Consider the following 26,914-nt stretch of genomic DNA (forward strand, 5'->3'; position numbering starts at 1 on the left):
TCAATAATAGAGGCACCTTGTAGCTGTACTGCCTCAAAAGCAGATCAGTTTCTTCTGCCGTTGAGGTATTTGTACAAGGTGGTCCGCCCGATCCCTAGCCGCCGCGCCACCTCAGCCTTAGGCACTCCGTCAGCAACCCACTGTCGTGTTTGAACGACTTGGGCGTCGGTGAGCACTTTCGCCCGGCCTTTGTAGACCCCGCGCGCCTTGGCGCGGGCGATCCCCTCCGCCTGACGCTCCTTAATGATGGAGCGCTCGAACTCGGCGACGCTGCCCATAAGCCCCAGCATCAATTTGGCGATCGGGTCAGCCTTTGTGGAATAGGTCTGTCCCTCGCGCAGAAACTTCACCGAGACGCCGCGGCCCACCAAGTCCTCGACAATCGTGCGCAGGTCCACCAGTGAGCGCGCGAGGCGATCCATGCTCGTGACAATGAGTTGGTCGCCTTTTCGTAGATACCGAAGCACTTCCTCCAACTGGGGGCGGTGCCGGGTCGAGCCGCTGACCTTCTCCTTGTAAAATTGGGACGCCCCCGCCGCGAGGAGCTAATCGAGCTGGCGGTCTAGATTCTGCTCTACGGAGCTCACCCGGGCGTAACCGAACTTCTGTCCCAGAACCACGTCCTGGTGTTCATTGATGCCTAGAAGCAGCGACGGTTCTGTTCCGTTTGACATGATCCGACCCTACCGAACAGGGAGAAGTTGTAATTCCGGACTGTCCATTTGGGTGTACCTATATCAAACATGCACATCCTAATGCTTCCCGTGGGTAGAGAGCTCTCGTCCGCCAGAAGCAACTGACCCCAAGCCCCCTGAGCACCTTAAAGCCTTTCGTTGGAACCCCTGCAGAGCAGTCCCTGAGCTACCCATCCACTCGATTGCCGCTCGATCAGGTTCAGTGCATTTTTACCGAATGCACACCCAAAGTGCAGACATTAAAGCAATATGTTAAATCAATAAGAATAGCGCATTATCAGTTGCGCGACTGGGCAGCTTTTAGAGAATTTTACGCCGGATGACTTTTCATCCTGCTTTTGTTCACTTTCACCCAAGAAAAGGATTTATGCCGCACGCCCAGAAGAAACTACTTTCCGGCTTTACTGCAGCGGTGATTGCATTGACAGCCACCACCGCAATCGGAACCGCTAATGCGGAAACGCCCGTGGACAACGAGTCCGTGCAAAACGCCATCGAACAAACGAAGATTGAGCAAAATGCTGATCTTTCCTCGACTGAGGAAGTCACTTTCGAGCCATCTATTTCCACTTACTCTGCAGATGGACTCACCGCAGCTCCTGGAGCAAGTGGAGCATACGTAGGCATCAACGTAAACGGTAGTGGACTTCATGTAGATACTGTCTACGTGAATTACTTTTCTGGGGCTGAGCTTGAAAACTCCACAGTAGAAGACATGGAGCTCGCCTGGTACGAGGGTGGACAGCGACACGCAGAAACCACCGGTCCTGATAGCGGATGGGTGCGTGCTACTCGTAAGTGGGATTTTAACCGCAGCATTGACGCCGGCCCTATGTGCGGTCGCGTAAAGGTTGAAGGACAGTGGAGTAACTACGCCTGCGTAGAAATCAAGCCTTAGGAAACTGCAAAAAGGGCGAGGGCTTCAATAGCTCCTCGCCCTTTTTCGCTTAGCAAGCTCCCCTACATCCTATCCTTTTGCTTTTCGGCATCAGTACGCAAATCCGCTTGATTCACCGATCGGTACCCGTTGGCGAAACCCCTTAGAATTTTGACCACCCACCAAATCACCGCAATTACGATGAAAGCAAGGATCGCATAGACGAGAAATTCCTGCATCGAGAAATTAATTGTCGGTCTCCTATCAGATACAGCAGTTACAACAAATTCACCGCAATAGTAAGGCGGCCAGTTATCTGACGCACGGTTGAGAAATTATTCGTATCCAATCCGTTACGTAGCGATACGCGGTGACACCGAAGCACTCAAACAGTTCCGACCAGTAACTCTGTGCGTACTCGCGCTCTAGCGCGCCTTGGTCGGCGCTGCCCCAGCCGTCCAGGCGGTCACGCCACCGCAGTTTGAAGCGGTCGAGGTTCTGGCGCATAGTCGCGCGATCAAGACGAAGTGCAGCTGGGGAAGTCACTCCCCTACTCTAAGCAGCCCGCACGACACAGCCGGTGCAGTCTCGAACATTCAGTGCCCAGCACACTCAACAGATACGAGTTAGCCTGACGCCGACGCTGCGGTGGGTTCCTGCTCCCCAGGCGTCCGAAAACCCTGGGTTGAGTACTCCCCATTCCCCTGTCGCTCCCCAAGGTCTTTCGCTATCCAAAGCTGTCTCAAGAGAAAGGTTCTTCTTCTCCACTGCCCTCCGGCAGGGGAACCGTATATTGCTTACGGTGTGACCCCCCTAGATCGGCAGGAGTCCGTTCTCCCGGAGAGATCGCAAGTGGCGCTTGACGGTGGCCTCTGACAGCCCCGTCTCCCGCATGATTTCGCGGCGTGTGGGTATCTTTCCGGTGTCGGCAAAGACCTCACCAACGACTAGTTGCACACGTGCGCGCGTTGTTTGCCCCTGGATCTTCTTCTTTCGGTGGGTCTTTTTCATTGTGGCGCGCTGGGCTTGGGCGTATTCACCGTCTGGATCGGTTTTCCAGCGTTCTGCGGCTTTCTTTCCGCCTTTGCGTCCCATTGTGGCGAGGGCTTTACGTTCTGAGCTTGTCGCGCGTCCTGGGGCGGATGTACTCGTGTATGAGCGACTTATCTAATTAACTACTTGTTCTTTCGCTTGCGGTCGCAAATCATGTTGACCACGAAGCGAATAGAAACAAGGAGCATCTCGTATGGACTTGGAAAAAAATCCATACAGTTGTTTCTCTGATGTGAGTTTGCGGGGCGCTCCAAACGCTTTGTCGACTTCCTTGTCCAACGCGTCGTGTGTTTTGAGCAGCTGTGGCTACCGCTGTGGCCACTAGCCAGCGGCGCGCTGCGCGCCGACGGGTACCAAACGGTATGTTTACTTAGTGAAGTCGAGCTCACGCAGAGACCTTCCATATTCAGCGTAAATTACGCGGGAAAACTCTGGATCTGCGAGCTAGAATTCTAGCCATGATGAAAGCATCTACTCTTCAGCGCCGCTCAGGTCTCTCCCGATCTGCAGTTCGAGGAATCGCCTCGCTCAGCTTGATTCTTTGCATGATGGGCGCATCTCCAGGGGCAAACGCTACGGCGATGCCCCTCTTCACTGATAATGCAAATGTCAAATCCCCCTATGCTTCAAAAACGGTTTATGTCAAGTGTCCTGTGGAACGTATTCGCGATACAAATATCGTAGGAATCATTTCCGAAAGCGGGAGGACTAAAACCATTGCTGTCGCGAAGGCAAACGCTCGGGTTTACTCGGAGTACGGCATAGGATATAGGCTTCACCACTGCACGGTGACGGGTGGATCATCAAGCTTTTAGGTGGTGTCCGATAGTGTGGTGTATCTGTAACTGCCGGTGGGTGACCCTATTGACCAGCAGGAGACAGCATCAATCAGCATCGGTTCCTAACACGAGATAGTCCGTAAGGTCGCTACCCTGCTAGTTTTCTCGAAAGGGCAGATACACCACTTCCGCGGACTTGACCGGCTATTACAGTATTTAGTGACACTGTGCCGTCAGGATCACTCCCCGTTAGAGCACTCACTCAGCATACTGAAGTAGGCTATTTTCCTTCTACGACTAAGTTCCCTAATCGTAGAGTAGATGGCTTCACCAATGTGCTCGATTTCTTCGTGGGTAGATGCGGCCATAAAAGAGACCTTGACTCTATTTAGGTTTAGCACTTCTGGATTTACGGGAGTACCGAAATCATCGATCCATTGACGTTCTAGATCAAATTCATCTACCGCAAGTGCGGTAGACTCTACGGTCGGTTCACCCACTAAGGGGATTTTAGATCGTATCGCCTTGACGACCTGCTCTGTAGCATATTCCAAATCGTGGTCTGTCGCATAGAGGAAGACCTCTTCAGTCAGAGACATATATGAGCGTTTAGTCACCATGGACTCATCCTAGCTGGCGCCAGATATGGAATAGCGCCTCAGATCCTCTCCAAAAATACCTACCCTAGAGGGCCTGGGTTGAGCACTCCCCCATTCCCCCTATAGCTCCCCGGGTCTTTCGCTACCCAAAACTTCTTTAAAGCAAGCTCTTCTCCACCCACTGCCTCACGGCAGGGGAACCGTATATTGCTTACGGTGTGAGACCCCTACGGATCAGGCCACTCGTCTGCTTCCTTGAGTGCGGCAACGTGTCGCGCGACCGTACCTATAAAGGACGAGAAAGGCGCGAGGGGACTAAAGTGGCGTCAGCTCATGGTCTGCTCGACGAACGAGGTGAGTTCTTCGAGTGAGTGCGCCCAAAAAATCGTTAAGCCACGACGCTGGGCCGACTCTAAATTTCCGACGTTAAAGACTCCCGAAAGCACCGCCGCGGGAACTACGCCTAGCTCCCCGAAATCTTGCCGCCACCGAACTGCCTTCTGCGCCGCATCATTATTGAGGCGCTTAACGCTGTTGGTTGACGAGTTCGAGACTTTGCATTCACAAGGCATGAATCGCCCATCACCTAGCCCAATAACGATATCGGCTTTGCGATCCCCAACGAGACTTTCACTGTTGCGACCGGCTAGTTGGTAGCGGTGTGGTGACTTTCGGGTAGCGGTTCAGTGGGTATCCGGTAGCGGGGTTTGCGGTGGCGGGTGATGCTTTCGGGTGGTTGCACCGCAGGGGTGTGGCCGGTTACCGGAAGGAGTCCGCTGATGACGGATTACCGGGCGGTGATGAAGCTGCTTGTGCAGCAGCGTTCGTACCGCCAGATTGAACAACAGCTCGGATGCTCGCACCGCGCGATTTCCCGGTCGAACCAGGTGCTTCGATCCCTCGGGATTCGCACCGTCGACCAGGTGTTGGCGCTGACGGATGATGAGCTCGATGAGTTATTCGTCGATGGGCGCAGCACAGGCCAGGGCGAATTCGTCCCCATCGATTTCGATGCGGTGGTCAAAGCCCGCACCGGGCGTAACAAGCAGACACTGCAAGTGCTGTGGGCTCGCTACACCTCCACACCTGCTTTACCCGGCCAGCTCCATTACAGCTACGACCGGTTTCGCCAGTTGGTGGCGTCCCATGTCGATGCGGCCGGTTTGACCGCACGCATCACCCATACACCGGGGCACACCATGCAGGTGGATTGGGCAGGCACCAAGATGCGTCTGTTCGACCCTTATGGCGCACCGGGGATCAAGGTCAGCGTGTTTGTTGCCTCAATGCCGTATTCCGGGATGATTTTTGCCCTCGCATGTCCGGATGAGCGCCAGCATTCCTGGCTTGATGCCCACCACCACGCGTTCGCCTACTTCGGGGGCGTGCCTGAGGTTGTGGTGCCGGATAATGCCTCGACTGCGTCGAACGCGATCAGCGCGGCGGATCGAAACCGCAAGGTCAATGACACCTACGAGCAGTTTTTGGAGCATTACAACACCGCAGCGCTGCCCACGAGGTCGAAACGGCCGAAAGACAAAGCCAATGTCGAAGCCGCAGTCAAGATCGTCACCCACAAGGTCATCCACGCACTCGATGGCCACCAGTGCGTCGACCTAGACGAACTCAACACGCGCATTAGGCAGATGGTTGACCAGATCAACCAGGCGGTGCCGTTTCGTCACCAGCAGACAAGCCGCAAAGACATTTTCGATGCGCATGAAAGACACCTTTTGACAGCACTTCCCGATACCCCGTGGCAGCGCACCGAGTGGAAACGCGCCAAGATCGCCCCGGATTTCCACATCACCGTAGCCAGCGTGCGGTACTCCGTGCCGCACCAGCTCGTTGGCCGCACTGTCGATGTGCGCATCACCGGGCAAGTGCTCACGGTCTTCGACGGTGGCCGTGCCGTTACAACCCACGCGCTTTCCCACACCCGCGGGGCGTATGTCACCGATACCGATCACATCCCGGCGAACATGGATCACACCCAGGGCCTGTGGACGAGCGATTACTTCCTGCGCGAAGCCCAAAAAATCGGCCCGGCGACACGCACCGTCATCGAGGAAATGATCGCGGCGAAAGCAATCCCGGCCCAGGCGTACCAATCGTGCAGAAACGTGCTGTCAATGGGCAAACACGCCAACAAGCCCGTGCTGGAAGAAGCATGTAAGCGTCTGCTCTCCTCCGACGGGACCCGCCGGGCGGTGTCCTACACCGCGGTCAAAAACATGATGGCCGCCGTACGCAAAGAAGCCGCAACTCGACCACACGGCTTCGACCAGCCGGCACCGGCCACACCTGGGCATCCGGCCCACGCACCCGCCGCTGCAACACGCGACACCAGCGGCGCCTACCTCGGTGGTGCAGCACAGTTCAGCCTGGACAACCTCATCAAGAAAGGAACCACAACGCCATGACCCCACCGACCCCGCCGCAAGAGCGTTTCCTCGACGAATCCGTCCTCGCGGACTTCACAGCAATGCGCATGACAGCCTTCGGCAAAAGCGTCATCGACATCGCCAACGACCCAACCTTCGATACGTGGACCTTCTCACAAAAGGTGCTCTACGCACTCGATAAAGAAGTCGCGGCCAGACGCGAACGCCGCATCAACAAACTGCTCAAGGCATCACGATCGCCAAACCCCGATGCCTGCCTTGAAGACGTCGTCTACGCGCCTGACCGCAACATCAACCCAGAACAAGTCAGCCGACTCGCTCACCGACAATGGTGCCACCTGGGCCAAAACATCGTCATCTTGGGCAAATCCTCAGTCGGCAAGACCTACCTCGCCCAAGCACTGATCACCGCAGCATGCCGCAACGACTACTCCGCCAGATTCTACCGCACCGACATGCTTGCCGCGCACTTCGCAGTGATGCCACTCGACGACCCAGCCCGGCTCAAACTCACCCGCGAGTTGATCAGCGTCGACGTGCTAGTCCTCGACGACTTCCTCACCACCCCAGTCGATGCCACCACCGCACACCTGCTCTTCAACATTCTCTCCGAACGAGAAGGCAACCGATCAACAATCGTGACCTCACAGTTCACCCCGCAAGACTGGTACAGATCCATCCCGGACGCCGTCATCGCCGAATCCATCCTCAACCGACTCATCGCCGGCGCCGAGATCATCACCCTCGAAGGACCAAACATGAGACTGGAAACTAACCAGTAACACACAAAACGCCTGAGCAGGGACCGCTACCGGATCCCCACTCAGGCGCTACCACAAACTCACCACACCGCTACCATTTCCATCTTCTAAACATTTCACGGCAAAACTCACCAGCAGCAGGGGCATTAGTGACTGCTAAAACCGTACGCGGTTCCACCTGCTCATACCCTTTACTTAAAAGGTGGCTAGCAACCGCCATTTCCTGCACATCCTTTGCCTCACTCCGCCGCAAAGTTTCCGCCCTGCGGTTAGCGATTAAGGAAGTGGTTGCTATGACGGCGAGGTGCTTTTCCGCTTCGGTAGGGTCACGGCCTTCCGAATACCAGGGAAACCGCCATCGATCTAGGCCGGAAAGCACGGTTGTCACGATGCGATTAGCGGCATCGTGATCTTTTTCTAAAGCCGCTTTAGAAAAAGTCGTCTTTGCCAGCACCTTAAGGTCATCATCGCTGATAGCCGGCGAAGAAAGGTAGCGCAGGGCATAGCGTAAATCATTATCCGTGATATAGGTATCGACGACCTCGGGAAGCAGGGTCAGATCTACGCTCTCCGGTGCTGTTGCAAAGTTGGGCGGAGAGCAGCGAAGACTCAGTTTCTCATTCCCTGATGGCCGCTGCGTGTGGGCGTTCTCAGGCCGTCTCGAAGACCCGGTTGACGATCACCGCGTCCGGGTTCGGTTGTCCGTAGGCGAACATCGTGCCTTGCCCCTTCCGCAATGAGTGCATCGCTTCCATCCCCTTGAGCGTTCGGTAGGCAGACGTCCTGTTCTTGAAAGCGCCTTTGGGGCCCAGGATCCGCTTCAGCCGACCATGATCCCCTTCCAGCACGTTGTTCAGGTATTTCGCTTGCCGGTGTTCCACTGTGGGAGGGCAGATTCCCTCCGACTTCAGCTCGGCAATCGCCTTGGCCAGAGCTGGGGCTTTGTCGGTGCTGATCACTCGCGGGTACCCGGCTGACGCGTTCGACCGCAGGGTCTTGGCCAGGAAACGCTTCGCTGCCGCGACGTTGCGTTTTGGAGAGAGATAGAAGTCCAGGGTCTGACCACCGGCGGTGATCGCCCGATAGAGGTAGCACCACTTTCCCCCGACCCGGATATAGGTCTCATCCACCCGCCAGGAACTGGCCTGCCAATCGGGTACCTGCCGGTACCACCGTGTTTGCTTGTCCAGCTCAGGGGCGTATTTCTGGACCCAGCGGTAGATCGTGGTGTGATCAACCGGCACGCCTCGCTCGGTCATCATTTCCTCCAAGTCTCGGTAGCTCACCCCGTAGCGGCAGTACCACCGCACCGCCCACAGGATGACCTCGCGAGGGAAATGACGACCCGAGAAGATACCCATGGCTGTGATTATTTCACGTCGATCTTCCTACTGCCCCAACTTTGCAACAGCACCCTCGCCCGTATCCCGCTGGCGGATTTCGAACACACGGTTTTCCTCTCGTGGGTGATTTCGCAGGCAACAGCCACCACCCTCAACTTCATCCTGCAGAGCAAGTGGGTGTTCACCAGCGAAAACACCTTACGGTGAGCGCATTCCGCTCCGCCAAGCCCCTGCCGAGTAAGCGACAACCCGGCAAGCACCCCTCATCCTGCCCGGCAGGGCAAGGTGGGAGAAGGACTGTCGGGGTTAGACGTCCATCTCGATCGAGGTGGGAGTTCCGTCCCTCTTCGTCTTCACCGTCACGGGGTGCCCACCGAACATGTACCCGTCGTCGAACTCGACACCAACGTTTCCCCTGTGGGGAATGCTCACCACAGTCGGAGTCAGCTTGGCGTAGACGTCCTCCACCCCGAGTTTCGGGGCGGGTGTCGGCCTCCCTTCCGCCTCGGCCACATCGTGGCGCCACCGGTTCGCGGCCGGAAGCGCTTTTTCGGCCCCCAGCATGCGCGCATTATCGAGGTACTCCTGGGAGAGGACGTTGTTGATGAAGTTCAGCGCCGACTTGAACTTCTTCGCCATGTTCCTCTGGCCCGCGAGGAGCAGTTCCGGCCCCTCGTACCACATACTGACCTTGACGCCGAGGTCGTCCGCTTTACCCTCGAAAGTCGGGAACGTCCGGTCAAGGACCAGTTGTCCGATATTGGTCTCCAGGATCACCGGTTCGGCAGTCTTGGCCGAGAGTTCTTCCATCTCTGGGTCGGGCAGCGGGTCAAGCATTTCCCAAATGGTGACGTAGGGTTCCTTCCTGATATCGGAAAAGAAGTAGCTACCCCGCGCGCGGTACACCTTGAACGGCTCCAGATCGGCGATTTCCCGCGGATCCCAGAGCGTCTTTCCCTGCCGGGTGTGAAACAGGTGCGGGTAACACACATGGATCCTCCCGGTGGTTACTTCCCCGTCGGGAAGTAGCCGGAGAGCCACACCAGGCATAAGCATAAATTGGAGCTTGAGTTTGTCTTTGGCGTAGTCGTCACCCACGACCCTCTTTTCCGGCACCGAGGAGACGATGAAGTGGAATTCGACTTCCTCTTCCTTAGCGCTCCTCTGCGTAACAGGGTCGTCGGGAAATTCCTCGTAAAGCGACAGCATGCGGCAATGGTAAATCACCCCACGTGCCCCCGCACCGGAATTCATGGCGGCGGGACCCGACACATGTGCGCCCCCGCGCACCTCCGATCCCCAGCCAGCCAGGGGGCATGACCGGGGTGTTTGTTACCGTGTGTGCATGAATCGACACATAGTGCCCGCCCTCGCCCTCGCCGCCGCCTGCACCACCGTCGGCGCCTGCACCACCGACCAAAACACCGGGGACAACCCCGCCACCGGGGTCTCTGTCTCCCCGACAATCGACAAGGGCCCCGTCGACCCCCACACCACCGTCGTCGACGACACCGCCGCCCCACAGGGCTACACCATGGACAGCATCAACCAGATGATCCAGGACCAGGAAGCCGAAAACCCCGGCATCAACCAGGACATGGTCTCCATGGCCCAGGAAGTCACCGCCGACCCGGCCGAATGCGCCGCCTTAATCCCCACCGCCGTGACCTACATCTCCAAGATCGTCCAGAACCCCGACGCCATCGCGGCCCGCGACTTCACCGACGAGTCCACCGACGCAACACTCAGCGTCGCCGTCACATCCGACCCGCAGCTGTTGAACCACCCCCGTGACGTGTCGGTATGCGAGTCGATCACCAGGACCCACGCCGGCGGATCCGCGTCCTACACTGCGGCACCCATGGAGCTGCGCGTCGACGGTGCCGACTCCGTCACCGGCGCCGAGGTGACCTTGACGCAGTCCTCCTCCCCCCTTTCCGGTGACAACGGCTCCCTCAGCCGCATCGCCTACGTCGAGATCGACGGGGCCACCTACACCGTCTCCGCCTCCCCCGAAGTCGCACCCGAGGACTTCACCCGCATGGTCCAGGCGCAGGCCGAGAAAATCCGCCAGCGGTAACACACCGCGGGTCGTGCCCGCCACCGCTCCCTGGGTACCGGGGGCGGGCGGGAGACACCCCCTCCCGCCAGGCAAGGCTGACAGGGTCTCACATTCCAGCCGCGGTGGCAGGATCCCCGCCCAGGATGGGGTCCAAAAGTCAACCGGCGATACGGTCCAAAAACCCGCCCAGGGTCCTGCTGGTCGCCCCCAGAAGCGCCATATTGGGCGATTTCCCGTCCTTATCGGCGTAGAGAGGGTCAATCAGCCACAGACACTGCGCTTTGGGTGCGGAGCGGGTAGCCCAGACCAACGGGCAGCGCGTCACCGGAGTAGGCACGGCCACCCGCTTCGAGCCGCCCGCGCGCCAGCTCTGGTCCACTGCGGAGAACCCGCAGCTGACCGTAATCGTGCGTCAGGTGGGCTCCGCGGAGGATGCTCGCGCGGTGGTGGATTGTGCAGCTCCGGTGGACGCGACCCTGTCCGGCGGTTGGGACGGCGGACGCCACGGCGGCGGGGACGTGCCAGGCCGGATCGGCGCTGCGTACGCCGTTTCCAAAGGGCCGGTAGTAGTGACCGTCTTTACCAAGCAAAACGAGTCCGTGAAAGCCGAGGCGGTGGCGAGAGAGGTCATCACTACCCTAGCCCTATGACCATTTCCGTAGCTGCCATCGTGTTCACCGACGACAACGGGCGCGTGCTCTGCGTGCGCAAACATAGCAGCCCGCGTTTTCAGTTGCCGGGCGGCAAGCCGGAGGCCGGCGAGACGGTAGTACAGACCGCGTTGCGCGAAACCCGGGAAGAGGTAGGCATCGAGGTCGACCCGGAAAACCTGAGTTACCTGGGCCAGTTCAGCGCGCCCGCGTCCAACGAACCGGGCCAGACCGTCACCTCCACGGTGTTCCTGCACCCGGGCGTAGGGCTAACGCCTCGGCCGGCGGCCGAGATCGCCGAAGCACGCTGGATCGACCCCACGGGCCCCGCCGACTCTGAACTAGCACCCTTGCTGCGGGAGCAGATCTTCCCTGCGCTCAAAGCCCGCGAGATTTCCGCGATCGCTGTGTACGCTGGCGCACGGGCAGGCACCAACCCGACGTATACGGCGCTGGCCCGTTCGCTCGGGGAAGCGCTGGCCCAAGCCGACGTGACGTTGGTGTACGGCGGGGCCAGGGTAGGCCTCATGGGTGAGGTGGCCGAGGGGGCGCAGAAGAGCATTGGCGTCATCACCGAGCAGCTTGCCGGCTACGAGCTGCAGTACGACGGGCTGGCACGCCTCGACGTAGTGGCGACGATGTCAGAGCGCAAGGCGCGCATGAGCGAGCTCGCCGATGCAATCGTGGCGTTGCCCGGTGGTGCCGGCACCTTGGACGAGCTGTTCGAAGAATGGACCAACCAGCAGCTGGGCCTGCACCGGAAACCCATTGGACTGCTGGGCAGCGCCTTCTGGGCGCCGCTGGTGGCAATGGTGGATCACATGGTCGCCGAGGGCTTCATGCGACCCACAGACCGCGCGCACATGGTCATCGCCGATGACCCGCAGGAGCTGCTAGCCAAACTGCATGCCTGGGCCCCGCCGGTGCCGCGCTGGCTGTAGCCTTTTCGCCCCGCTGCTACACCGCCACTTCGTTGTACGGCATCAAGGACGACACCCACGGGAAAATAACCTCCGAGCAGGAAAAACAGGCCGGTGAAGAGAATCAGAGTGAGCAGCCACTTCACCGGGGCGGGGCCGGGAAGCTTGCGCCAGAGCGCCGCGTACATCGTTACCGCACCTCTTTCATGGCCGCCGGAAAGCCGGCGCCCGGGTCCTTCGGCTGCACGTCGGTGCGCACCGCGTGAATGATCAAGCGCTCCGCGTTGGAGAACTGCGGGTGGCATGTAGTTAGCGTGAGCAGACCTTCCACGCTCGGCTCCACCGCTGTGGATTGCGCCCCCGGCATGGGGTTGATCACCTAAATGTTGCCGGGCACCGTAATCTCGCGGCCCCTAAGCCGGGCGTAATCACCGGCAGCGAGGCGCCCGTGAGCGGCGCTGGCAGACAGTTCGCCCCTTCGTCGCGGCGAGCAGCAGGATCCTGCTACATCGGCAGGACGCGGTAGGTCACCCACTCCCGCTTCGTCTCCACCACCACGGCGTCGCACGCCTCCAGTGCCCCCAGGTCATTGAAGGGCGCCCCTTTGCCCACGCGGTGGCCGGCCACCGCGAAGTTGCCGTCCTGCCCCGGAAGCTGTGTGACCGGATAGTGCCCCGGGCCAGTGCGCAGCTCGTGCACCTGCACGCCCTCAACGACGTCGAACTGGTGGCCTTGTCCTGACGCGGATTGACCCATTGCACCTCAATCCGCGTTTGCCCCTGGTCCTGCATCCTGTTGGACGCGATATTGATCCAGTTCGACTCGTTGAAGGCAAAGAGGAGCGGCAGCACACGAGCCGTGAGGAACACGCCCCGATCACCTGCGATACGCCGATTCGGCGCTGCGCGGCGGTCGTTGGCGTCGCTGGCGCGGGCAAGCCCGAGTGGGGCGAAGTCATGCGGGTCGTCAGGTTGTCCTAGATGGAGTAATCCGGCGGCGGGGCGCCCAGCGTGGATTCCGCCAATGCCCGGGCAGTGCGGAGCGGTTCGAGGCTGTGCAGGATCCGCGCGCCGGAGAGGCCACCGTCTAAGAAGATGAGCAGCTCGTCTGCGAGGGCGGAGGATTCGTAACCGTTCTTTTCCGTCAAGAGGGCCGTGATGGTCTGGTGCATCCAAGCGCGGTGCGCCACGCACGCCGCGACAATGCGTTCCTCCGACTCCACCTCCGGTCGCGGGTACTCACCGGCGGCGTTCAGGAAGGGTGAGCCGCGGAAATCCTTCTCCGGCTCTTCGTCGATAGCCATGTCGAAGAACGCGAGGATCTTTGCGTCGGCGTCCGGCGCCTTCGCCGCTCGCTCGCCCCAACGCGCACGGTACTGCTCGTCCAATTGCTCCAGGTAGGCGATAACCAGGTTGTCCTTCGAGCCGAGCAGGGAATACAGCGAGGCCTTCGCTACGTCCGCTTCGCGCAAGATCCGGTCGATGCCGATGACGCGGATGCCTTCCTCTGTAAACAGTTTCGTCGCCGCGTCCAGCAGCCTTTGCCGCGGGCTCGGCCGGTCGCGGCGTCGCGTCGACGGCTTCTTTTTGCTGGTGGTTGGCAAGGAGTGCTCCTTCGTGCGTCGGTCGGTTATCAATATAGACAAACCGGTTCGTATATTACAACGGGCAAGAAAAAATCCCCCGGGGTCACCGGGGGACGCAGGCGTTACGCCTAGCGACGCTTGCTGGTCACCATGTTGATGATCCACAGCAGAATCACTGCGCCCAGGAGGCAGGTGAGGAAGCTGAAGAACAGCCCGCCGCCTGCGACATCGACGCCGAACGCGGAGAGCAGCCAGCCGCCGAGGAGACCGCCGATAATACCGACCAGAATATTCAGGCCGATGCCCATCTGCGCGTCACGATTCTGGATCTTGGAACCGATCCAACCTGCAAGGCCGCCGATAATAATCCAGCCAAGGAAACCCAGGGTAGGTGTCATGATTACTAACCTCTTCTCATTTGTGTTTTCAGTACGCTGCCATTGTTCCATTACCGCCCGCCGGGCGTGCAACGCCCCGCGTGCGATTGCGTAACAGTTCGACTACGAATCTTGGGTACGCACCACCATCATGGGGCACGGAGCGACTTGGAGCAACGCGCGGGACGTGGAGCCCAGCAGCATCCCCTTGAAACCGCCACGCCCGTGCGAGCCGGTAACCAGCAGCTGCGCACCTTCGGCTGCGCCTGCCAACGCGCGCACCGGACCCTCACGGGTAATAGATTTCGTAACCTCGACGTCAGGGTACTTCTCCATCAGCTCGTCCAGGTACCGGCCCAGTAGCTGGTTCTTTTCGGACTGCACTGCCTGCCAATGATCATCGGCCACGGCGTATCCAGCCCCCGGGCCTTGGATCTGCGTGTCCACCCACGCGTGCACAGCGTGCAGCTGCGCCCCGCGTGCGGCGGCCTCGGCGAAGGCCACCTCGGTGGCCTGGCGGGACACATCGGAACCGTCCACGCCGACGACAACAGGGCCGTACTTGTTCGCATCGGTCACCGCGTTGTCCTCGCGGACGACCACCACCGGGCAGTACGCGTGGGACACTACAGCCGCGGACACGGAGCCGAGGACAAGCCCGGACAACCCGTTCAGCCCACGAGAGCCCATCACAACCATGGTGGCCTCACGCGACATTTCCAGCAGCATGTCAATAGGTGACCCCTCCGCCACCGCGTGACCGATGCGCAAATCGGGTGCCACTTCGAGCGCGATTTCCCGGGCGCGATCGACCGTCTTCAGCGTCTCCCGCTGGAGATCGTCAAAGACCTCCTGGGGCGGGATCATGCCTTCTGCGTACAGGAACTGCGGCATGGAGTAGCTCGCGGCGAGCCGCAGAGGGATATTGCGTTTCATTGCCGTGTTCGCTGCCCAGCGCACAGCGTTGTCGGAAGCGGGGCTGCCGTCAACGGCAACGATGACGATATCGTCGTGGGTCATGTCCAAACCTTTCCTCGGATCGGCGTTATAACCCACAGTCTAGTGCCGCGGCGTAACTACCGCGGCAGCTCGATAGGAGTCGCTGCCGGCGCGTTCGCAGGGTACAGCACCCGGTAAATCACAGTGAGAGCATCCAGGAATGCCTTACCAGCGCCCTGGGAGAAGAATGCCACCAACGGTTCAACCAATGCTCCAAGATCCATGCGCGTTAATCTACTACACACCATGGCAAGGAAAAAGACGAAGAGCGCTGGACCGCTTCCGCCGCGCGACGGCCTCGGCGCCAGCCGCGCGCGAGTTCCAGCTGGCGACGGCATCCGCGCCGCAGACCTTGTTTGGCACCTCGTGTCCACACAGCGGTACCGCGACCCGGCAGATGACGAGGCCGCGGTACTGGAGCGGTTCGCCGACGGCCTCGTAGTCACCCGCGACGGGACTCAGTTGGGCCCATATACCTGGCTCGAGCCAGGCACCGATGTCTTCTTCTATCGACGCCCCGCCCCCGAACGTCCAGTCCCCTTCGAAATCACTACCGTCTTTGAGGACGAGGACCTCCTCGTGGTGGACAAACCGCCTTTCCTGGCGACCATGCCGCGATCAAGCCACATTACCGAGACCGCGACCGTGCGGTTGCGACGCGCTACCGCCAACGAAGAGCTCACCCCTGCGCATCGCCTCGACCGCGCGACATCTGGCTTGCTCCTCTTCACCAAGCGGCGGGAAATCCGAGGCGCGTACCAGGAGCTTTTTGCTCGCCGGGAGGTGCGAAAGGAATACGAGGCCATCGCCCCGCTTCACGACGTCCCTCCGGCCACAACCTGGCTTCACCACCTGACCAAACGACACGGTGAGCCCGCCGCAGTGGTGCACCCCGACGTTCAGCCCAACGCAAAGACCATCGTGGCGGGCGTGGGCCGTTTGGACGCGTCTACAGAGAATGCTCTTCAGCACCGCTACAACACAACGACGCCACTGGGTCGCTACCGCCTGCACCCAGTTACCGGGCGCACGCACCAATTACGGGTGCAGATGATGGAGGAGGCGGCCCCGATCCTGGGAGACCGTATCTACCCGCAGCTGCTGCCGGTCGACACCGAGGACTTCACGCAGCCGATGCTGCTACGTTGCGTGGCGTTGGCATTTACTGACCCACTCAGTCGAGAGCCGCGCCGCTTCCAGCTCCGCACCCCCTGGCCCCTGGTGTAGAAGTTGACGTTAAGACGCGTCCGGCGCGGTATCTGCCTAGGCCAGTATCGCGCGGTGTCAACCCTTACACCCCCCGCACACGCGAAAGCACCCGCCACCACACCAACCCCGAAACGGGGCCATCACGGTGTGGTGGCGGGTGCCACAACATATCAAGTTTTTAAGCGTCGGCGGTAACCTACTCTCCCACTCCCTCCCGGGAGCAGTACCATCAGCGCGGGCGGGCTTAGCTTCCGGGTTCGGAAAGGGACCGGGCGTTTCCCCGCCGCCATCAACCACCGACACACCCACAGGGGCATGCACAACACTGACACGCAGCGAACATATGCACTTCACACTGCCAGCCAACCCACCACCACAAGCGGTGGGTGGTGTGCTGTGTCAGCGACTGCACAGTGGACGCGAGAACATTTCCTCGTGTTTTACGCGGTGTTACCTACCAACACGTCGTGTGTTGGTGTTTATCGGCTCATTAGTACCAGTCACCTCCACGCATTACTACGCTTCCAGATCCGGCCTATCAACCCAGTCGTCTCCTGGGAACCTCAAACGAAACCTCATCTCAAAACAGGCTTCCCGCTTAGATGCTTTCAGCGGTTATCCCTCCCGTACGTAGCCAACCAGCCATGCCCCTGGCGGAACAACTGGCACACTAGAGGTACGTCCGTCCCGGTCCTCTCGTACTAGGGACAGCCTTCTTCAAGTTTCAACGCGCGCGGCGGATAGAGACCGAACTGTCTCACGACGTTCTGAACCCAGCTCGCGTGCCGCTTTAATGGGCGAACAGCCCAACCCTTGGGACCTACTCCAGCCCCAGGATGCGACGAGCCGACATCGAGGTGCCAAACCATCCCGTCGATATGGACTCTTGGGGAAGATCAGCCTGTTATCCCCGGGGTACCTTTTATCCGTTGAGCGACACCACATCCACAAGTAGGTGCCGGATCACTAGTCCCGACTTTCGTCCCTGCTCGACACGTACGTCTCGCAGTCAAGCTCCCTTGTGCACTTACACTCTACCCACCTGATTGCCAACCAGGCTGAGGGAACCTTTGGGCGCCTCCGTTACATTTTGGGAGGCAACCGCCCCAGTTAAACTACCCACCAGGCACTGTCCCCAACCCAGATCATGGGCCAAGGTTAGATATCCACTACGGTCAGAGTGGTATTTCAACAACGACTCCACACACACTAGCGTGCAYGCTTCWAAGTCTCCCACCTATCCTACACAAACCGCACCGAATGCCAATACCAAGCTATAGTGAAGGTCCCGGGGTCTTTTCGTCCTGCCGCGCGAAACGAGCATCTTTACTCGTACTGCAATTTCACCGGGCCTGTGGTTGAGACAGCAGGGGAGTCGTTACGCCATTCGTGCAGGTCGGAACTTACCCGACAAGGAATTTCGCTACCTTAGGATGGTTATAGTTACCACCGCCGTTTACTGGGGCTTAAATTCTCCGCTTCGGACCAAAAAGCCCTAACAGGTCCTCTTAACCTTCCAGCACCGGGCAGGCGTCAGTCCGTATACATCAACTTAACCGTCTTCGCACGGACCTGTGTTTTTGATAAACAGTCGCTCCCCTCTCTTCTCTGCGACCCACACCAGCTACCACACGAAACATGCTTGACCAGCATGGGTCCCCCTTCTCCCGAAGTTACGGGGGCATTTTGCCGAGTTCCTTAACCACAGTTCACCCGCTCGCCTTAGTATTTTCTACCTGACCACCTGTGTCGGTTATGGGTACGGGCCGTACACACACATCGCTAGAGGCTTTTCTCGGCAGTACAGGATCACCAACATCACCCACMMAAGGGCTACGCATCACGCCTCACACAMAWGACAACCGGATTTGACCAATGTTGTCGTGCCACACGCTTGCACCGCAATCCAATAAGCGGCTCGGCTACCTCACTGCGTCACCCCATCACTGACCTACAACGGATCAGGCCCCACGCATCACCACCAACCAACCACTCAAAGAGTGATCAACGTCAGCAGATCAGGGTGGTTAGTATCACCGCTTCGATACTGGGCGCGCATATACGGGTACGGGAATATCAACCCGTTAACCATCGACTACGCCTGTCGGCCTCGCCTTAGGACCCGACTCACCCTGGGAAGACGAACTTGACCCAGGAACCCTTAGTCATCCGGCGGGCAAGATTCTCACTTGCCATTCGTTACTCATGCCTGCATTCTCACTCGCATGCAGTCCACCGCTCCTTACAGTACGGCTTCACCCCACACACGACGCTCCCCTACCCAAGCCAAAAAGGCTTGCCGCGGCTTCGGCGGTGTGCTTGAGCCCCACTACATTGTCGGCGCGAAACCACTCGACCAGTGAGCTATTACGCACTCTTTCAAGGATGGCTGCTTCTAAGCCAACCTCCTGGCTGTCTTCGCGATCCCACATCCTTTTCCACTTAGCACACCCTTAGGGGCCTTAACCGGCGATCTGGGCTGTTTCCCTCTCGACTATGAAGCTTATCCCCCACAGTCTCACTGCAATGCACCACTTCACCGGCATTCGGAGTTTGGCTGACGTCGCTAAGATGATAGTCCCGCTCAACCAACCAGTAGCTCTACCTCCGGCAAGCTCACATCACGCTGCACCTAAATGCATTTCGGGGAGAACCAGCTATCACGGAGTTTGATTGGCCTTTCACCCCTACCCACAGCTCATCCCCTCAGTTTTCAACCTAAGTGGGTTCGCGCCTCCACAACCTCTTACAGCTGCTTCACACTGGCCATGGGTAGATCACCCCGCTTCGGGTCCAGGACATGCCACTAAAAACACCCTATTCGGATTCGCTTTCGCTACGACTACCCCACAAACGGGTTAACCTCGCGACATGCCGCTGACTCGCAGGCTCATTCTTCAAAAGGCACGCCATCACACACWWAACGGTGCTCTGACGGATTGTAAGCGCATGGTTTCAGGAACTCTTTCACTCCCCTCCCGGGGTACTTTTCACCATTCCCTCACGGTACTTAAATCCACTATCGGTCACACTGAGTATTTAGGCTTACCGGGTGGTCCCGGCAGATTCACAGCAGATTCCACGAGCCCGCTGCTACTCGGGGACATGCACCACACAACCACACATGCCTTCACGTACGGGACTCATCACCCTCTCCGGCGCACCATCCCAGATGCTTCCACTGACACGCGCGAATCATGCCTGCAGGTGGCAGCCTGCACACGCACACACCCCACAACACCGCACACGCAACCCCTGCCAGGTCTYACACGCACACGGTTTAGCCTCATCCGCTATCGCTCGCCACTACACACGGAATCACAAATTGTTTTCTTCTCCTACGGGTACTGAGATGTTTCACTTCCCCGCGTCAACCCCCACACAGACTATGAATTCACCTGCGGGTAACACCACACAACCGGTGCTGGGTTTCCCCATTCGGACATCCTCGGATCAACGCTTTGTTGGCAACTCCCCGAGGCATAACGCAGCCTCACACGTCCTTCATCGGCTCAGCATGCCAAGGCATCCACCATACGCCCGTAACAAAACACACGGACACACAAACAATCAAGGTAAATAACACCAAAACACAAAAAAGAAAGATACTCGCGTCCACTATACAGTTCTCACACAACACAACCCCCACACAAACCAGCAAACAACCGCCGCCRGCYCACRMMARGGGCCCAACAAGGACACACAAACCTGTGCTGCCCCAGACACCCAACAGTGCACCAATGCTTACAAACCTTCTGTCACGCAACAGGTGCGCATCACCCACCCACAGCACCACACAGCAMACAACCCACCARTAAGCAGTACGCCACCTGACCATCCAGATCAAGCAACCAACCACCACTAGGTGTGCGTCCACCCGGCACAACATATTTCATGGCAGTCGCACACTCGGCGACATCAACCACACAAAAAAGCCCACAACTGTGAGCCASAAAAAAACTCCTTAGAAAGGAGGTGATCCAGCCGCACCTTCCGGTACGGCTACCTTGTTACGACTTCGTCCCAATCGCCGATCCCACCTTCGACAGCTCCCATGACAGGCCACTGGCTTCGGGTGTTACCAACTTTCATGACGTGACGGGCGGTGTGTACAAGGCCCGGGAACGTATTCACCGCAGCGTTGCTGATCTGCGATTACTAGCGACTCCGACTTCATGGGGTCGAGTTGCAGACCCCAATCCGAACTACGACCGGCTTTACAGCGATTCGCTCACCCTCACAGGCTCGCATGCGCGTTGTACCGACCATTGTAGCATGTGTGAAGCCCTGGACATAAGGGGCATGATGATTTGACGTCATCCCCACCTTCCTCCGAGTTAACCCCGGCAGTCTCTCACGAGTCCCCACCATAACGTGCTGGCAACATAAGACAAGGGTTGCGCTCGTTGCGGGACTTAACCCAACATCTCACGACACGAGCTGACGACAACCATGCACCACCTGTACACCAACCACAAAGGGAAACCGTATCTCTACGACGATCTGGTGTATGTCAAGCCCAGGTAAGGTTCTTCGCGTTGCATCGAATTAATCCACATGCTCCGCCGCTTGTGCGGGCCCCCGTCAATTCCTTTGAGTTTTAGCCTTGCGGCCGTACTCCCCAGGCGGGGCGCTTAATGCGTTAGCTACGGCACGAACCCCGTGGAAGGGACTCACACCTAGCGCCCACCGTTTACGGCATGGACTACCAGGGTATCTAATCCTGTTCGCTACCCATGCTTTCGCTCCTCAGCGTCAGTTACTGCCCAGAGACCTGCCTTCGCCATCGGTGTTCCTCCTGATATCTGCGCATTCCACCGCTACACCAGGAATTCCAGTCTCCCCTACAGCACTCAAGTTATGCCCGTATCGCCTGCAGTCCCGCAGTTAAGCTGCGGGCTTACACAAACGACGCGACAAACCACCTACGAGCTCTTTACGCCCAGTAATTCCGGACAACGCTCGCACCCTACGTATTACCGCGGCTGCTGGCACGTAGTTAGCCGGTGCTTCTTCTCCAGGTACCGTCACAAAAACGCTTCGTCCCTAGCGAAAGGAGTTTACAACCCGAAGGCCGTCATCCCCCACGCGGCGTCGCTGCATCAGGCTTGCGCCCATTGTGCAATATTCCCCACTGCTGCCTCCCGTAGGAGTCTGGGCCGTATCTCAGTCCCAATGTGGCCGTACACCCTCTCAGGCCGGCTACCCGTCGACGCCTTGGTAGGCCATTACCCCACCAACAAGCTGATAGGCCGCGAGCTCATCCCACACCGAAAAAACTTTCCACCACAACATCCAAGAAGTGGTCCTATCCAGTATTAGACCCAGTTTCCCAGGCTTATCCCGAAGTGCAGGGCAGATCACCCACGTGTTACTCACCCGTTCGCCACTCGAGTACCCAAGCAAGCTTGGGCCTTTCCGTTCGACTTGCATGTGTTAAGCACGCCGCCAGCGTTCATCCTGAGCCAGGATCAAACTCTCCACAAAAGTTTCAGCAAGAAACAAGGCCGTGAAAAGCCCGAAACCCAACCAAAAACAAACCACCCAACACCACCACACCAAAAAGGCAGAGATGCTGAACTGGCACAAAAATTCCAAAAATTACAAGGTTCAAAAAACAACCGACCCCTAACCCGACGGGGCAAAACAAGGGCCGATCACAAATACGCGAGTGAAAAGCATGTCAACCACACCCCAACACGCACTGAACCAAACAGATGACGCGATTAGTTATTGGAATTCAACCACGCCACCACCGGCACACACCCAACAAAGCAGGCATCCACCACACAGTGCACAAAACGGGGTAGGTGACACACACCCACGCAACAAAAGTACATTGGCACACTATCGAGTTCTCAAACAACACCAGCACACAACACCAACCCACACAAATGAGCCAGCATCGAAGCGACTGAAGGAATCCACCAGCGATTGTTTTCCTGCCCGCCACACAAACCGGAGCACCTTCTCGGTCTCTCCAGCGGGGCGTTGTCGGTCTCGCTGACTTGGTATAAGTTACACACACCCCAACAACAACACAAACTCGCAGCGCAACGGCGGTTTTTACGTATTTTTAAGCGCCTGTTTCGGGTTCATATAGCCGCCCAAATACGCCACCTGCATCGCTGCACCGACCAGCAACAGTGTTCCCGCGACTACAAGGAGGTAGACGGTTTCGCCGTCCGTGAAGTACTCCACTTCCGCCGCTCGCGAGATAGGGATGGCCAAGAACATCGCTGGAAACAGGCCTATGTCGCTGCGCCGGACTTTTATGGCGGTGCCCAGTACTGCGCAGGCGAACGCACCCGCCGCCCCGACCGCCACCGCGGCCCAGCTCAAGCTCGAAACGACACCAACAACGACCGTATAGAGCAAAACCGACACGACTGATGCCGCGAGCGATACCGCGAGCCAGCGCCGACGTGGCACCCCGTAGCTCGCGCCCACGTCCGGGCCAGCGATCCCCGTGCCGTCAGTGCAATACGCGTAGTACCAAGCCAACAACGGCAACATCCCAATCCACGCTCTGAGCGGCTCAGAACCGATAAAGCTTGCCAGGTACAGCGTCACGCAGTGCGCCACCGCGATACCCAAAGCCCACAGCAACTGCGGTTTCCACACCAGCTCAACGAGGAAGCCGCGCGAGCCTAAGCGCGATCGCACACGCTCACTCGCCTCGGGCACCTCGCCGGTGACGTAGCGCTGCCCCATGATCAGGCCTATCGCGATTGCTCCCAAGGCACCTACGACTCCAAACCAGTCGGGCCGCAGCAGCAACGCGGCGGCCGCACCAATCACTACCGCCGGAACCACCGCCATCGCGGCCAGTCGTAGTCGCCGGTCCCGTGGCATGCCGTACGCCGAGTACGCCGTCTCTTCCATCGAGAGCGCGCCGATCACAAAGAGGGTCACAACTGCAGGCGTCATCACCGCAGTAAGCGCGTGATTCGTAATCGTTGCACCGAGGCCGAACATCACGGCCAGCGGCACCATCCACAGCAGCCTGGTCAGCGGTGGCGAGGTGAACTGGTGGCGGAAAAATCCAAGCAAGGTTGTGTTCATCAGTACACCTCCAGGTAGTGCTCGATGAGGTCGTCGAGTCGTGCGGGGCGGGCGTGGCGCGAAGCGTCGTCGATAGGCAAAAGCTCCCCTCCCACAACCGCGAAGGCGTCGGCGTCCTCAGGGGCGCATTGCTTGGCGACGATCCCCTCGCGGCCCAGCACCACCGCCGTATCCAGCACCTTCGCCGCATCCTCGATGTGGTGGGTCGCCATGACAATGGTGCGGCCCGTGTCTGCCTGGGCGAGCAGGTGGCGGTAGAACACGTCAGTGTTGTGGGTGTCGAGGCCGACGTAGGGCTCGTCGAGAAGCAGAAGGTCGGTGCCAGCGGCCAAGCCGATGACGATGGCGACCATCGCGCGCTGGCCACGGGAAAGCTTCCCGTAGCGGGTTTCCAATGCCTGACCCATGGCAAAGTCGGCGGTCAGCACGTCGGCAACCTGCTGGTCCCAATTCCGGTAGCGCAGGCTGGCGCCCTTGATCACATCCGCGCCGGACCACGAGCCCGGGTAGGCGGTATCAACGCCGGTCAGGCAGGTGTTGTCCATGACAAAAGCGTTGTCGAAGGGGCGCTCGCCGAACACCTCCACGGTTCCGGAGGTGGGTTTGAGTTGACCGGACAGGATGCGTAGCAGCGTGGATTTTCCCACGCCGTTGCGGCCGAGCAAACCGTGGATGCCGGGGCCCAAATCAATGTCGACGCCGGTAAGCACCTCGGTGGAGCCGAAGCGGCGGGTGAGGTCGCGGGTGTGGATGGTCATTGGTACATGCCTCTGCTTTCTGCGACGCGGTCGATCAGGTCGTGGAGGTTGGAGCGGGTGTATCCCAGGTGGACGGCTTCGTCGATCAGCGGTGCGATGTAGTCGCCGGCAAAATTCTCGCGGCGCCTGTCCAAGATGCGGTCGCGGGCGCTCTCGGTGACGAACATTCCGAGGCCGCGACGTTTTTCCAGCACGTGATCGTCGACAAGAAGCGCAAGCCCCTTGCGTGCCGTCGCGGGATTTATTTCATGGAACTGGGCGAGCTGATTCGTCGACGGTGCCTGCTCGCCGGGTTTCAGAGTGCCGTCGACGATAAGGTCGGCGACGAAGCTGGCGACCTGCACGAAAAGCGGATCTGCATCAGTGTTCATGCCCCGTACTCCGGTTCGTGTGTTAGTTACTCGAGTAACTAACTAACTATCACGGTGTGCACGGCGTCGCAAGCGCTAGGTGAGATATCGGACATGGAACGAGCGCGCATTTTCAGGCAAGATAGGACGGGTAAATCAATTTAGAAACGAAAAAGAATCGGAATCTAGGAGCCATGCTTGAACGCACACTCGTGTTCGTCGATACGTCGTACCTGCTTGCAAGCTTTTACAACTCGTGGGAAATCGGCGCGCGCGCACAGTTAGAAATTGACTTGCCGGAGGTTGTAGCGACCCTCGGCAAGATGATCACTACCCAACTCAACCAACCCATCCACCGCCAATTCTGGTACGACGGCATCCCCGACTCGGGCCCGCACCGCTACCAGCGCGCGCTGCGCACCTGCGACGGCGTGCAACTGCGCACCGGCCAGCTCATTGAGTGGGGCGAGCGCCGCACACAGAAGGGCGTGGATACCCGCTTGGTCGCCGACCTCGTGGTCAACGGCGTCAGCGAAAAGTTCACCGACTTTGTGCTGGTCTCCGGCGACGCAGACATGATCCCCGGCGTGGAGGAAGTGACCAGCCACGGCGGGCGCATGCATCTCTACGGCTTCGGCTGGGACTCCATGTCTTCTGCGCTGCGCCACGCGTGCGACAGCACCACCATCCTCGACCCGCGCGAGGATTTCGCCGACGCGATGCGCCTGCAGGTGCTGGAAGGCCCATTGCCGCCGAGCATCAGGGAGCGACCGCTTAACGACGCTGCTCCGCTCGACGAGGCCGAAGGGCCCACCGCCGTGCCGGGTCTGGGCCCGGACCCGCTCCGGCCCGCCGAGCCAGCGACAAATGAGGACTCCAGCGCAAAGCCCGACGGCGCAGAAGACGCCGGGAACTCCGCGGAGCCGGCGGACACCCCCTCGCCCGCTTCTTCGGGTACCTCGGCGCCGAAGCCGTCCGACATCGTCGGCACCCCCACCGCCCAGCAACGGACCCACCAGCCTGAGTCCCCAGAGATGGATGAGCCATCCGAGGCGCAGGTGGAGGCAAACAACGAGTCCAACAAGCCGGGCAACCATAACGTCTCGAGCGAGCCGACGCGCCCCGCTGCCCCCTCGCCGGCAACCATGGCCGATGCCGCGGCGGGTGCTCCCAAGCCAGGCCCGAAGCCCGCTCCGAAGCCGTCGATGATGGCACCGCGCCGGAAGCTGCGGTCGCGCTACGTGCCGCTTCCGGAAGAGGTGTGGACCTCTGCTGGGTTCCAAACGCCGTACGACGTTGGGCAGCAGTACGCCACCTGGTGGTTCGAAAACGCTGCGTCGAGCGAGCAGCGCGACAGCGCCCATCTTCTCTCCGGCGGAGGGCTACCCCCAGAGATTGACCGGCCACTACTGCAGTTCGCGTGCGAGACCCTGCACGAGTACACGCTCACCGAGACCCAGCGCGTGAACCTTCGCGACGGGTTCCACTCCGGCATCCGTGGGGTGCTGATCAACATCCGCCGGGACCACTGACACCCGGCGGAATAATGGGTCAGTCCTGGCCGCGCGAGTCCTTTTCGGCGTCGCTCAGTGCTGCCTCATCGCGCGGCCCGGCTTCCAGCTCGCCGGCCATGGAAGCGCGAATCTGGTCAAGGCGGCTTGCCGCGGCCACGTCTGAGGTGCCGGACTCGATCTCGGCCATCCGGTCCGTCGTGGAGTCCTCCATTAACTCCTGCTGCCCCAGCGCGGTGGCGTAACGGCGTTCGATCTTGTCGCGCACGCCGTCAAGGGTCGGCACATCGCTGTCGTTGAACTGATTCATGGAGTCCATGGTCGTAGCAGTCTGCTCCTGCATGCGCGCCTGGTTGAGCTGGGACTCCAGCTGCGAAACCTGAGCTAGCTGTTCCTTGAGGTGTGCTTCGGACTGCTGCTGCTTCGCCTGCGCTTCTTTCGCCGCCTGCTCAGCGGAAGCATAGGCCTGCTTCGTCTGCTCCAGCTCTTGCTCCACCGCTACCAACTGGGTGGCGATCGCTTCGGCGGCGCTGTTGAACTCTTGCGCCTTCTGCGCATCCCCGGCGGAGCTTGCCTTGTCGGCGGCTTGCAGGGCAGTGCGGGCCTTGGTCTGCAGGTCGTCCTGGGACGCGATGAGGCGATCCATCTTCATTTGCAACTGGTTGCGGTTGCCAATGATGTTCGCGGCATGCTCTGACACGGCCTTGTGCTGCTCTTTTGCTGCGGCGACCGCCTGCTGAATCTGCACCTTCGGGTCGGCGTTCTGGTCGATCTTGGAATCGAACGATTGCATGAGGTACTTCCAGCCCTTGCTGAATGGGTTCGCCATGGGGGTGTCCTTCCGGTGGGGGTTTCGTCGATAAGCGAGTGTACGCATGAAAAAAGCGCCCGTCTGGCGGGCGCTTCGGGCGAAAGC

At 59.4% G+C, this 26,914-nt stretch carries 27 protein-coding genes, 3 rRNA genes and 1 pseudogene; 9 read left to right on the forward strand and 22 right to left on the reverse strand.

The annotated features are described in order from the left end of the window. Positions 1-44 precede the first annotated feature (44 nt). The 3 genes and pseudogenes from CUREI_RS12885 to CUREI_RS12895 form a co-directional block, all read right to left on the reverse strand. Positions 45-176, reverse strand: a complete 132-nt coding sequence (locus CUREI_RS12885; RefSeq protein WP_456263886.1) for a helix-turn-helix domain-containing protein — start codon at positions 174-176, stop codon at positions 45-47. 30 nt (positions 177-206) lie between these two features. Then, positions 207-509: pseudogene (locus CUREI_RS12890) on the reverse strand (recombinase family protein); the annotation flags it as partial. 36 nt (positions 510-545) lie between these two features. Beyond that, the gene (locus CUREI_RS12895) at positions 546-674 is read right to left on the reverse strand and encodes a hypothetical protein (protein ID WP_456263885.1); all 129 of its coding nucleotides are present in this window, start codon (positions 672-674) and stop codon (positions 546-548) included. Between the two features lie 340 nt (positions 675-1,014). Here CUREI_RS12895 and CUREI_RS12360 point away from each other — a divergent pair, with 340 nt between their 5' ends. Continuing rightward, on the forward strand, positions 1,015-1,593 hold the full coding sequence (locus tag CUREI_RS12360; RefSeq protein WP_144242458.1) for a hypothetical protein: 579 nt from the start codon (positions 1,015-1,017) through the stop codon (positions 1,591-1,593). Positions 1,594-2,385: 792 nt separating this feature from the next. Here the strand turns inward: CUREI_RS12360 and CUREI_RS10570 are convergent. Continuing rightward, positions 2,386-2,667, reverse strand: a complete 282-nt coding sequence (locus CUREI_RS10570; protein WP_051952347.1) for an ArsR family transcriptional regulator — start codon at positions 2,665-2,667, stop codon at positions 2,386-2,388. A 416-nt stretch (positions 2,668-3,083) separates the two neighbouring features. On the opposite strand from CUREI_RS10570, the gene CUREI_RS12365 reads away from it, so the two are divergent. Then, positions 3,084-3,440: a hypothetical protein gene (locus tag CUREI_RS12365; RefSeq protein ID WP_144242459.1), complete on the forward strand. Its 357-nt coding sequence runs from the start codon at positions 3,084-3,086 to the stop codon at positions 3,438-3,440. A gap of 203 nt (positions 3,441-3,643) precedes the next feature. Here CUREI_RS12365 and CUREI_RS12370 read toward each other — a convergent pair whose 3' ends face one another. Together CUREI_RS12370 and CUREI_RS12075 are read right to left on the reverse strand one after the other, a co-directional pair. Further along, the gene (locus tag CUREI_RS12370; RefSeq protein ID WP_144242460.1) at positions 3,644-4,024 is read right to left on the reverse strand and encodes a hypothetical protein; all 381 of its coding nucleotides are present in this window, start codon (positions 4,022-4,024) and stop codon (positions 3,644-3,646) included. Between the two features lie 305 nt (positions 4,025-4,329). Beyond that, complete coding sequence (locus CUREI_RS12075; protein ID WP_084768351.1) at positions 4,330-4,605, reverse strand: XamI family restriction endonuclease; 276 nt, start codon at positions 4,603-4,605, stop codon at positions 4,330-4,332. 177 nt (positions 4,606-4,782) lie between these two features. On the opposite strand from CUREI_RS12075, the gene istA reads away from it, so the two are divergent. Next, the gene (istA, locus tag CUREI_RS10575; protein WP_038613077.1) at positions 4,783-6,426 is read left to right on the forward strand and encodes an IS21 family transposase; all 1,644 of its coding nucleotides are present in this window, start codon (positions 4,783-4,785) and stop codon (positions 6,424-6,426) included. Then, on the forward strand, positions 6,423-7,190 hold the full coding sequence (locus tag CUREI_RS10580) for an ATP-binding protein (protein WP_038613079.1): 768 nt from the start codon (positions 6,423-6,425) through the stop codon (positions 7,188-7,190). The genes istA and CUREI_RS10580 overlap by 4 nt, the downstream gene beginning before the upstream one ends. A 70-nt stretch (positions 7,191-7,260) precedes the next feature. Here CUREI_RS10580 and CUREI_RS12080 read toward each other — a convergent pair whose 3' ends face one another. The 3 genes from CUREI_RS12080 to CUREI_RS10590 form a co-directional block, all read right to left on the reverse strand. Continuing rightward, positions 7,261-7,782, reverse strand: a complete 522-nt coding sequence (locus CUREI_RS12080) for a XamI family restriction endonuclease (RefSeq protein ID WP_084768356.1) — start codon at positions 7,780-7,782, stop codon at positions 7,261-7,263. A 37-nt stretch (positions 7,783-7,819) separates the two neighbouring features. Further along, positions 7,820-8,530, reverse strand: coding sequence for an IS6 family transposase (locus CUREI_RS10585; RefSeq protein ID WP_038613360.1), 711 nt, complete (start codon positions 8,528-8,530; stop codon positions 7,820-7,822). A 288-nt stretch (positions 8,531-8,818) separates the two neighbouring features. Continuing rightward, positions 8,819-9,721: a DUF2262 domain-containing protein gene (locus CUREI_RS10590; protein ID WP_084768544.1), complete on the reverse strand. Its 903-nt coding sequence runs from the start codon at positions 9,719-9,721 to the stop codon at positions 8,819-8,821. A 136-nt stretch (positions 9,722-9,857) separates the two neighbouring features. On the opposite strand from CUREI_RS10590, the gene CUREI_RS10595 reads away from it, so the two are divergent. From CUREI_RS10595 to CUREI_RS12880, 3 genes are all read left to right on the forward strand, one after another. Then, complete coding sequence (locus CUREI_RS10595) at positions 9,858-10,592, forward strand: hypothetical protein (protein WP_144242462.1); 735 nt, start codon at positions 9,858-9,860, stop codon at positions 10,590-10,592. A 263-nt stretch (positions 10,593-10,855) separates the two neighbouring features. Continuing rightward, positions 10,856-11,224, forward strand: a complete 369-nt coding sequence (locus CUREI_RS10600; protein WP_236627206.1) for a DUF2020 domain-containing protein — start codon at positions 10,856-10,858, stop codon at positions 11,222-11,224. Then, the gene (locus tag CUREI_RS12880; protein WP_038613379.1) at positions 11,221-12,165 is read left to right on the forward strand and encodes a TIGR00730 family Rossman fold protein; all 945 of its coding nucleotides are present in this window, start codon (positions 11,221-11,223) and stop codon (positions 12,163-12,165) included. Before CUREI_RS10600 ends, CUREI_RS12880 begins: the two co-directional genes overlap by 4 nt. A gap of 169 nt (positions 12,166-12,334) precedes the next feature. Here the strand turns inward: CUREI_RS12880 and CUREI_RS12705 are convergent, their stop codons facing one another. The 6 genes from CUREI_RS12705 to CUREI_RS12515 all read right to left on the reverse strand — a co-directional run bounded on the left by CUREI_RS12705 (position 12,335) and on the right by CUREI_RS12515 (position 15,329). After that, positions 12,335-12,523, reverse strand: a complete 189-nt coding sequence (locus CUREI_RS12705; RefSeq protein ID WP_236627207.1) for a class E sortase — start codon at positions 12,521-12,523, stop codon at positions 12,335-12,337. Between the two features lie 125 nt (positions 12,524-12,648). Then, positions 12,649-12,900 carry a sortase domain-containing protein gene (locus CUREI_RS12710; protein ID WP_236627208.1) on the reverse strand — a complete coding sequence of 84 codons (252 nt, stop codon included), beginning with the start codon at positions 12,898-12,900 and terminating at the stop codon, positions 12,649-12,651. 220 nt (positions 12,901-13,120) lie between these two features. Further along, complete coding sequence (locus CUREI_RS10615; RefSeq protein WP_038613381.1) at positions 13,121-13,747, reverse strand: TetR/AcrR family transcriptional regulator; 627 nt, start codon at positions 13,745-13,747, stop codon at positions 13,121-13,123. A gap of 110 nt (positions 13,748-13,857) precedes the next feature. Then, positions 13,858-14,127, reverse strand: coding sequence for a GlsB/YeaQ/YmgE family stress response membrane protein (locus tag CUREI_RS10620; protein ID WP_038613384.1), 270 nt, complete (start codon positions 14,125-14,127; stop codon positions 13,858-13,860). A 102-nt stretch (positions 14,128-14,229) separates the two neighbouring features. Next, positions 14,230-15,126, reverse strand: coding sequence for a universal stress protein (locus tag CUREI_RS10625; protein WP_038613386.1), 897 nt, complete (start codon positions 15,124-15,126; stop codon positions 14,230-14,232). A gap of 56 nt (positions 15,127-15,182) precedes the next feature. Continuing rightward, positions 15,183-15,329 (reverse strand): hypothetical protein, encoded by a 147-nt coding sequence (locus tag CUREI_RS12515; RefSeq protein ID WP_169740484.1) that lies wholly within the window; start codon positions 15,327-15,329, stop codon positions 15,183-15,185. Positions 15,330-15,351: 22 nt separating this feature from the next. Between CUREI_RS12515 and CUREI_RS10630 the strand changes: the two genes are divergently transcribed. Then, on the forward strand, positions 15,352-16,332 hold the full coding sequence (locus CUREI_RS10630) for a pseudouridine synthase (protein ID WP_038614449.1): 981 nt from the start codon (positions 15,352-15,354) through the stop codon (positions 16,330-16,332). A 165-nt stretch (positions 16,333-16,497) separates the two neighbouring features. Here CUREI_RS10630 and rrf read toward each other — a convergent pair. The 6 genes from rrf to CUREI_RS10660 all read right to left on the reverse strand — a co-directional run bounded on the left by rrf (position 16,498) and on the right by CUREI_RS10660 (position 24,508). Continuing rightward, a 5S ribosomal RNA gene (gene rrf, locus CUREI_RS10635) occupies positions 16,498-16,615 on the reverse strand. Positions 16,616-16,783: 168 nt separating this feature from the next. Next, a 23S ribosomal RNA gene (locus CUREI_RS10640) occupies positions 16,784-19,870 on the reverse strand. Between the two features lie 412 nt (positions 19,871-20,282). Next, positions 20,283-21,801 (reverse strand): 16S ribosomal RNA (locus CUREI_RS10645). Together the 16S, 23S and 5S rRNA genes form the textbook arrangement of a ribosomal RNA operon. 579 nt (positions 21,802-22,380) lie before the next feature. Beyond that, positions 22,381-23,379 (reverse strand): hypothetical protein, encoded by a 999-nt coding sequence (locus CUREI_RS10650; RefSeq protein WP_038613388.1) that lies wholly within the window; start codon positions 23,377-23,379, stop codon positions 22,381-22,383. Further along, complete coding sequence (locus tag CUREI_RS10655) at positions 23,379-24,137, reverse strand: ATP-binding cassette domain-containing protein (RefSeq protein WP_051952348.1); 759 nt, start codon at positions 24,135-24,137, stop codon at positions 23,379-23,381. Before CUREI_RS10655 ends, CUREI_RS10650 begins: the two co-directional genes overlap by 1 nt. After that, positions 24,134-24,508: a GntR family transcriptional regulator gene (locus tag CUREI_RS10660; RefSeq protein WP_038613390.1), complete on the reverse strand. Its 375-nt coding sequence runs from the start codon at positions 24,506-24,508 to the stop codon at positions 24,134-24,136. Before CUREI_RS10660 ends, CUREI_RS10655 begins: the two co-directional genes overlap by 4 nt. Before the next feature lie 173 nt (positions 24,509-24,681). Between CUREI_RS10660 and CUREI_RS10665 the strand changes: the two genes are divergently transcribed. Continuing rightward, positions 24,682-26,019: an NYN domain-containing protein gene (locus CUREI_RS10665; protein WP_038613392.1), complete on the forward strand. Its 1,338-nt coding sequence runs from the start codon at positions 24,682-24,684 to the stop codon at positions 26,017-26,019. A gap of 19 nt (positions 26,020-26,038) precedes the next feature. On the opposite strand, the gene CUREI_RS10670 is transcribed toward CUREI_RS10665, so the two are convergent. Next, a complete protein-coding gene (locus CUREI_RS10670) occupies positions 26,039-26,827 on the reverse strand; it encodes a PspA/IM30 family protein (RefSeq protein WP_038613394.1) in 789 nt (262 codons plus the stop codon). Positions 26,828-26,914: the final 87 nt, after the last annotated feature.

This window comes from Corynebacterium ureicelerivorans, from assembly GCF_000747315.1.
GTDB lineage: Bacteria > Actinomycetota > Actinomycetes > Mycobacteriales > Mycobacteriaceae > Corynebacterium > Corynebacterium mucifaciens.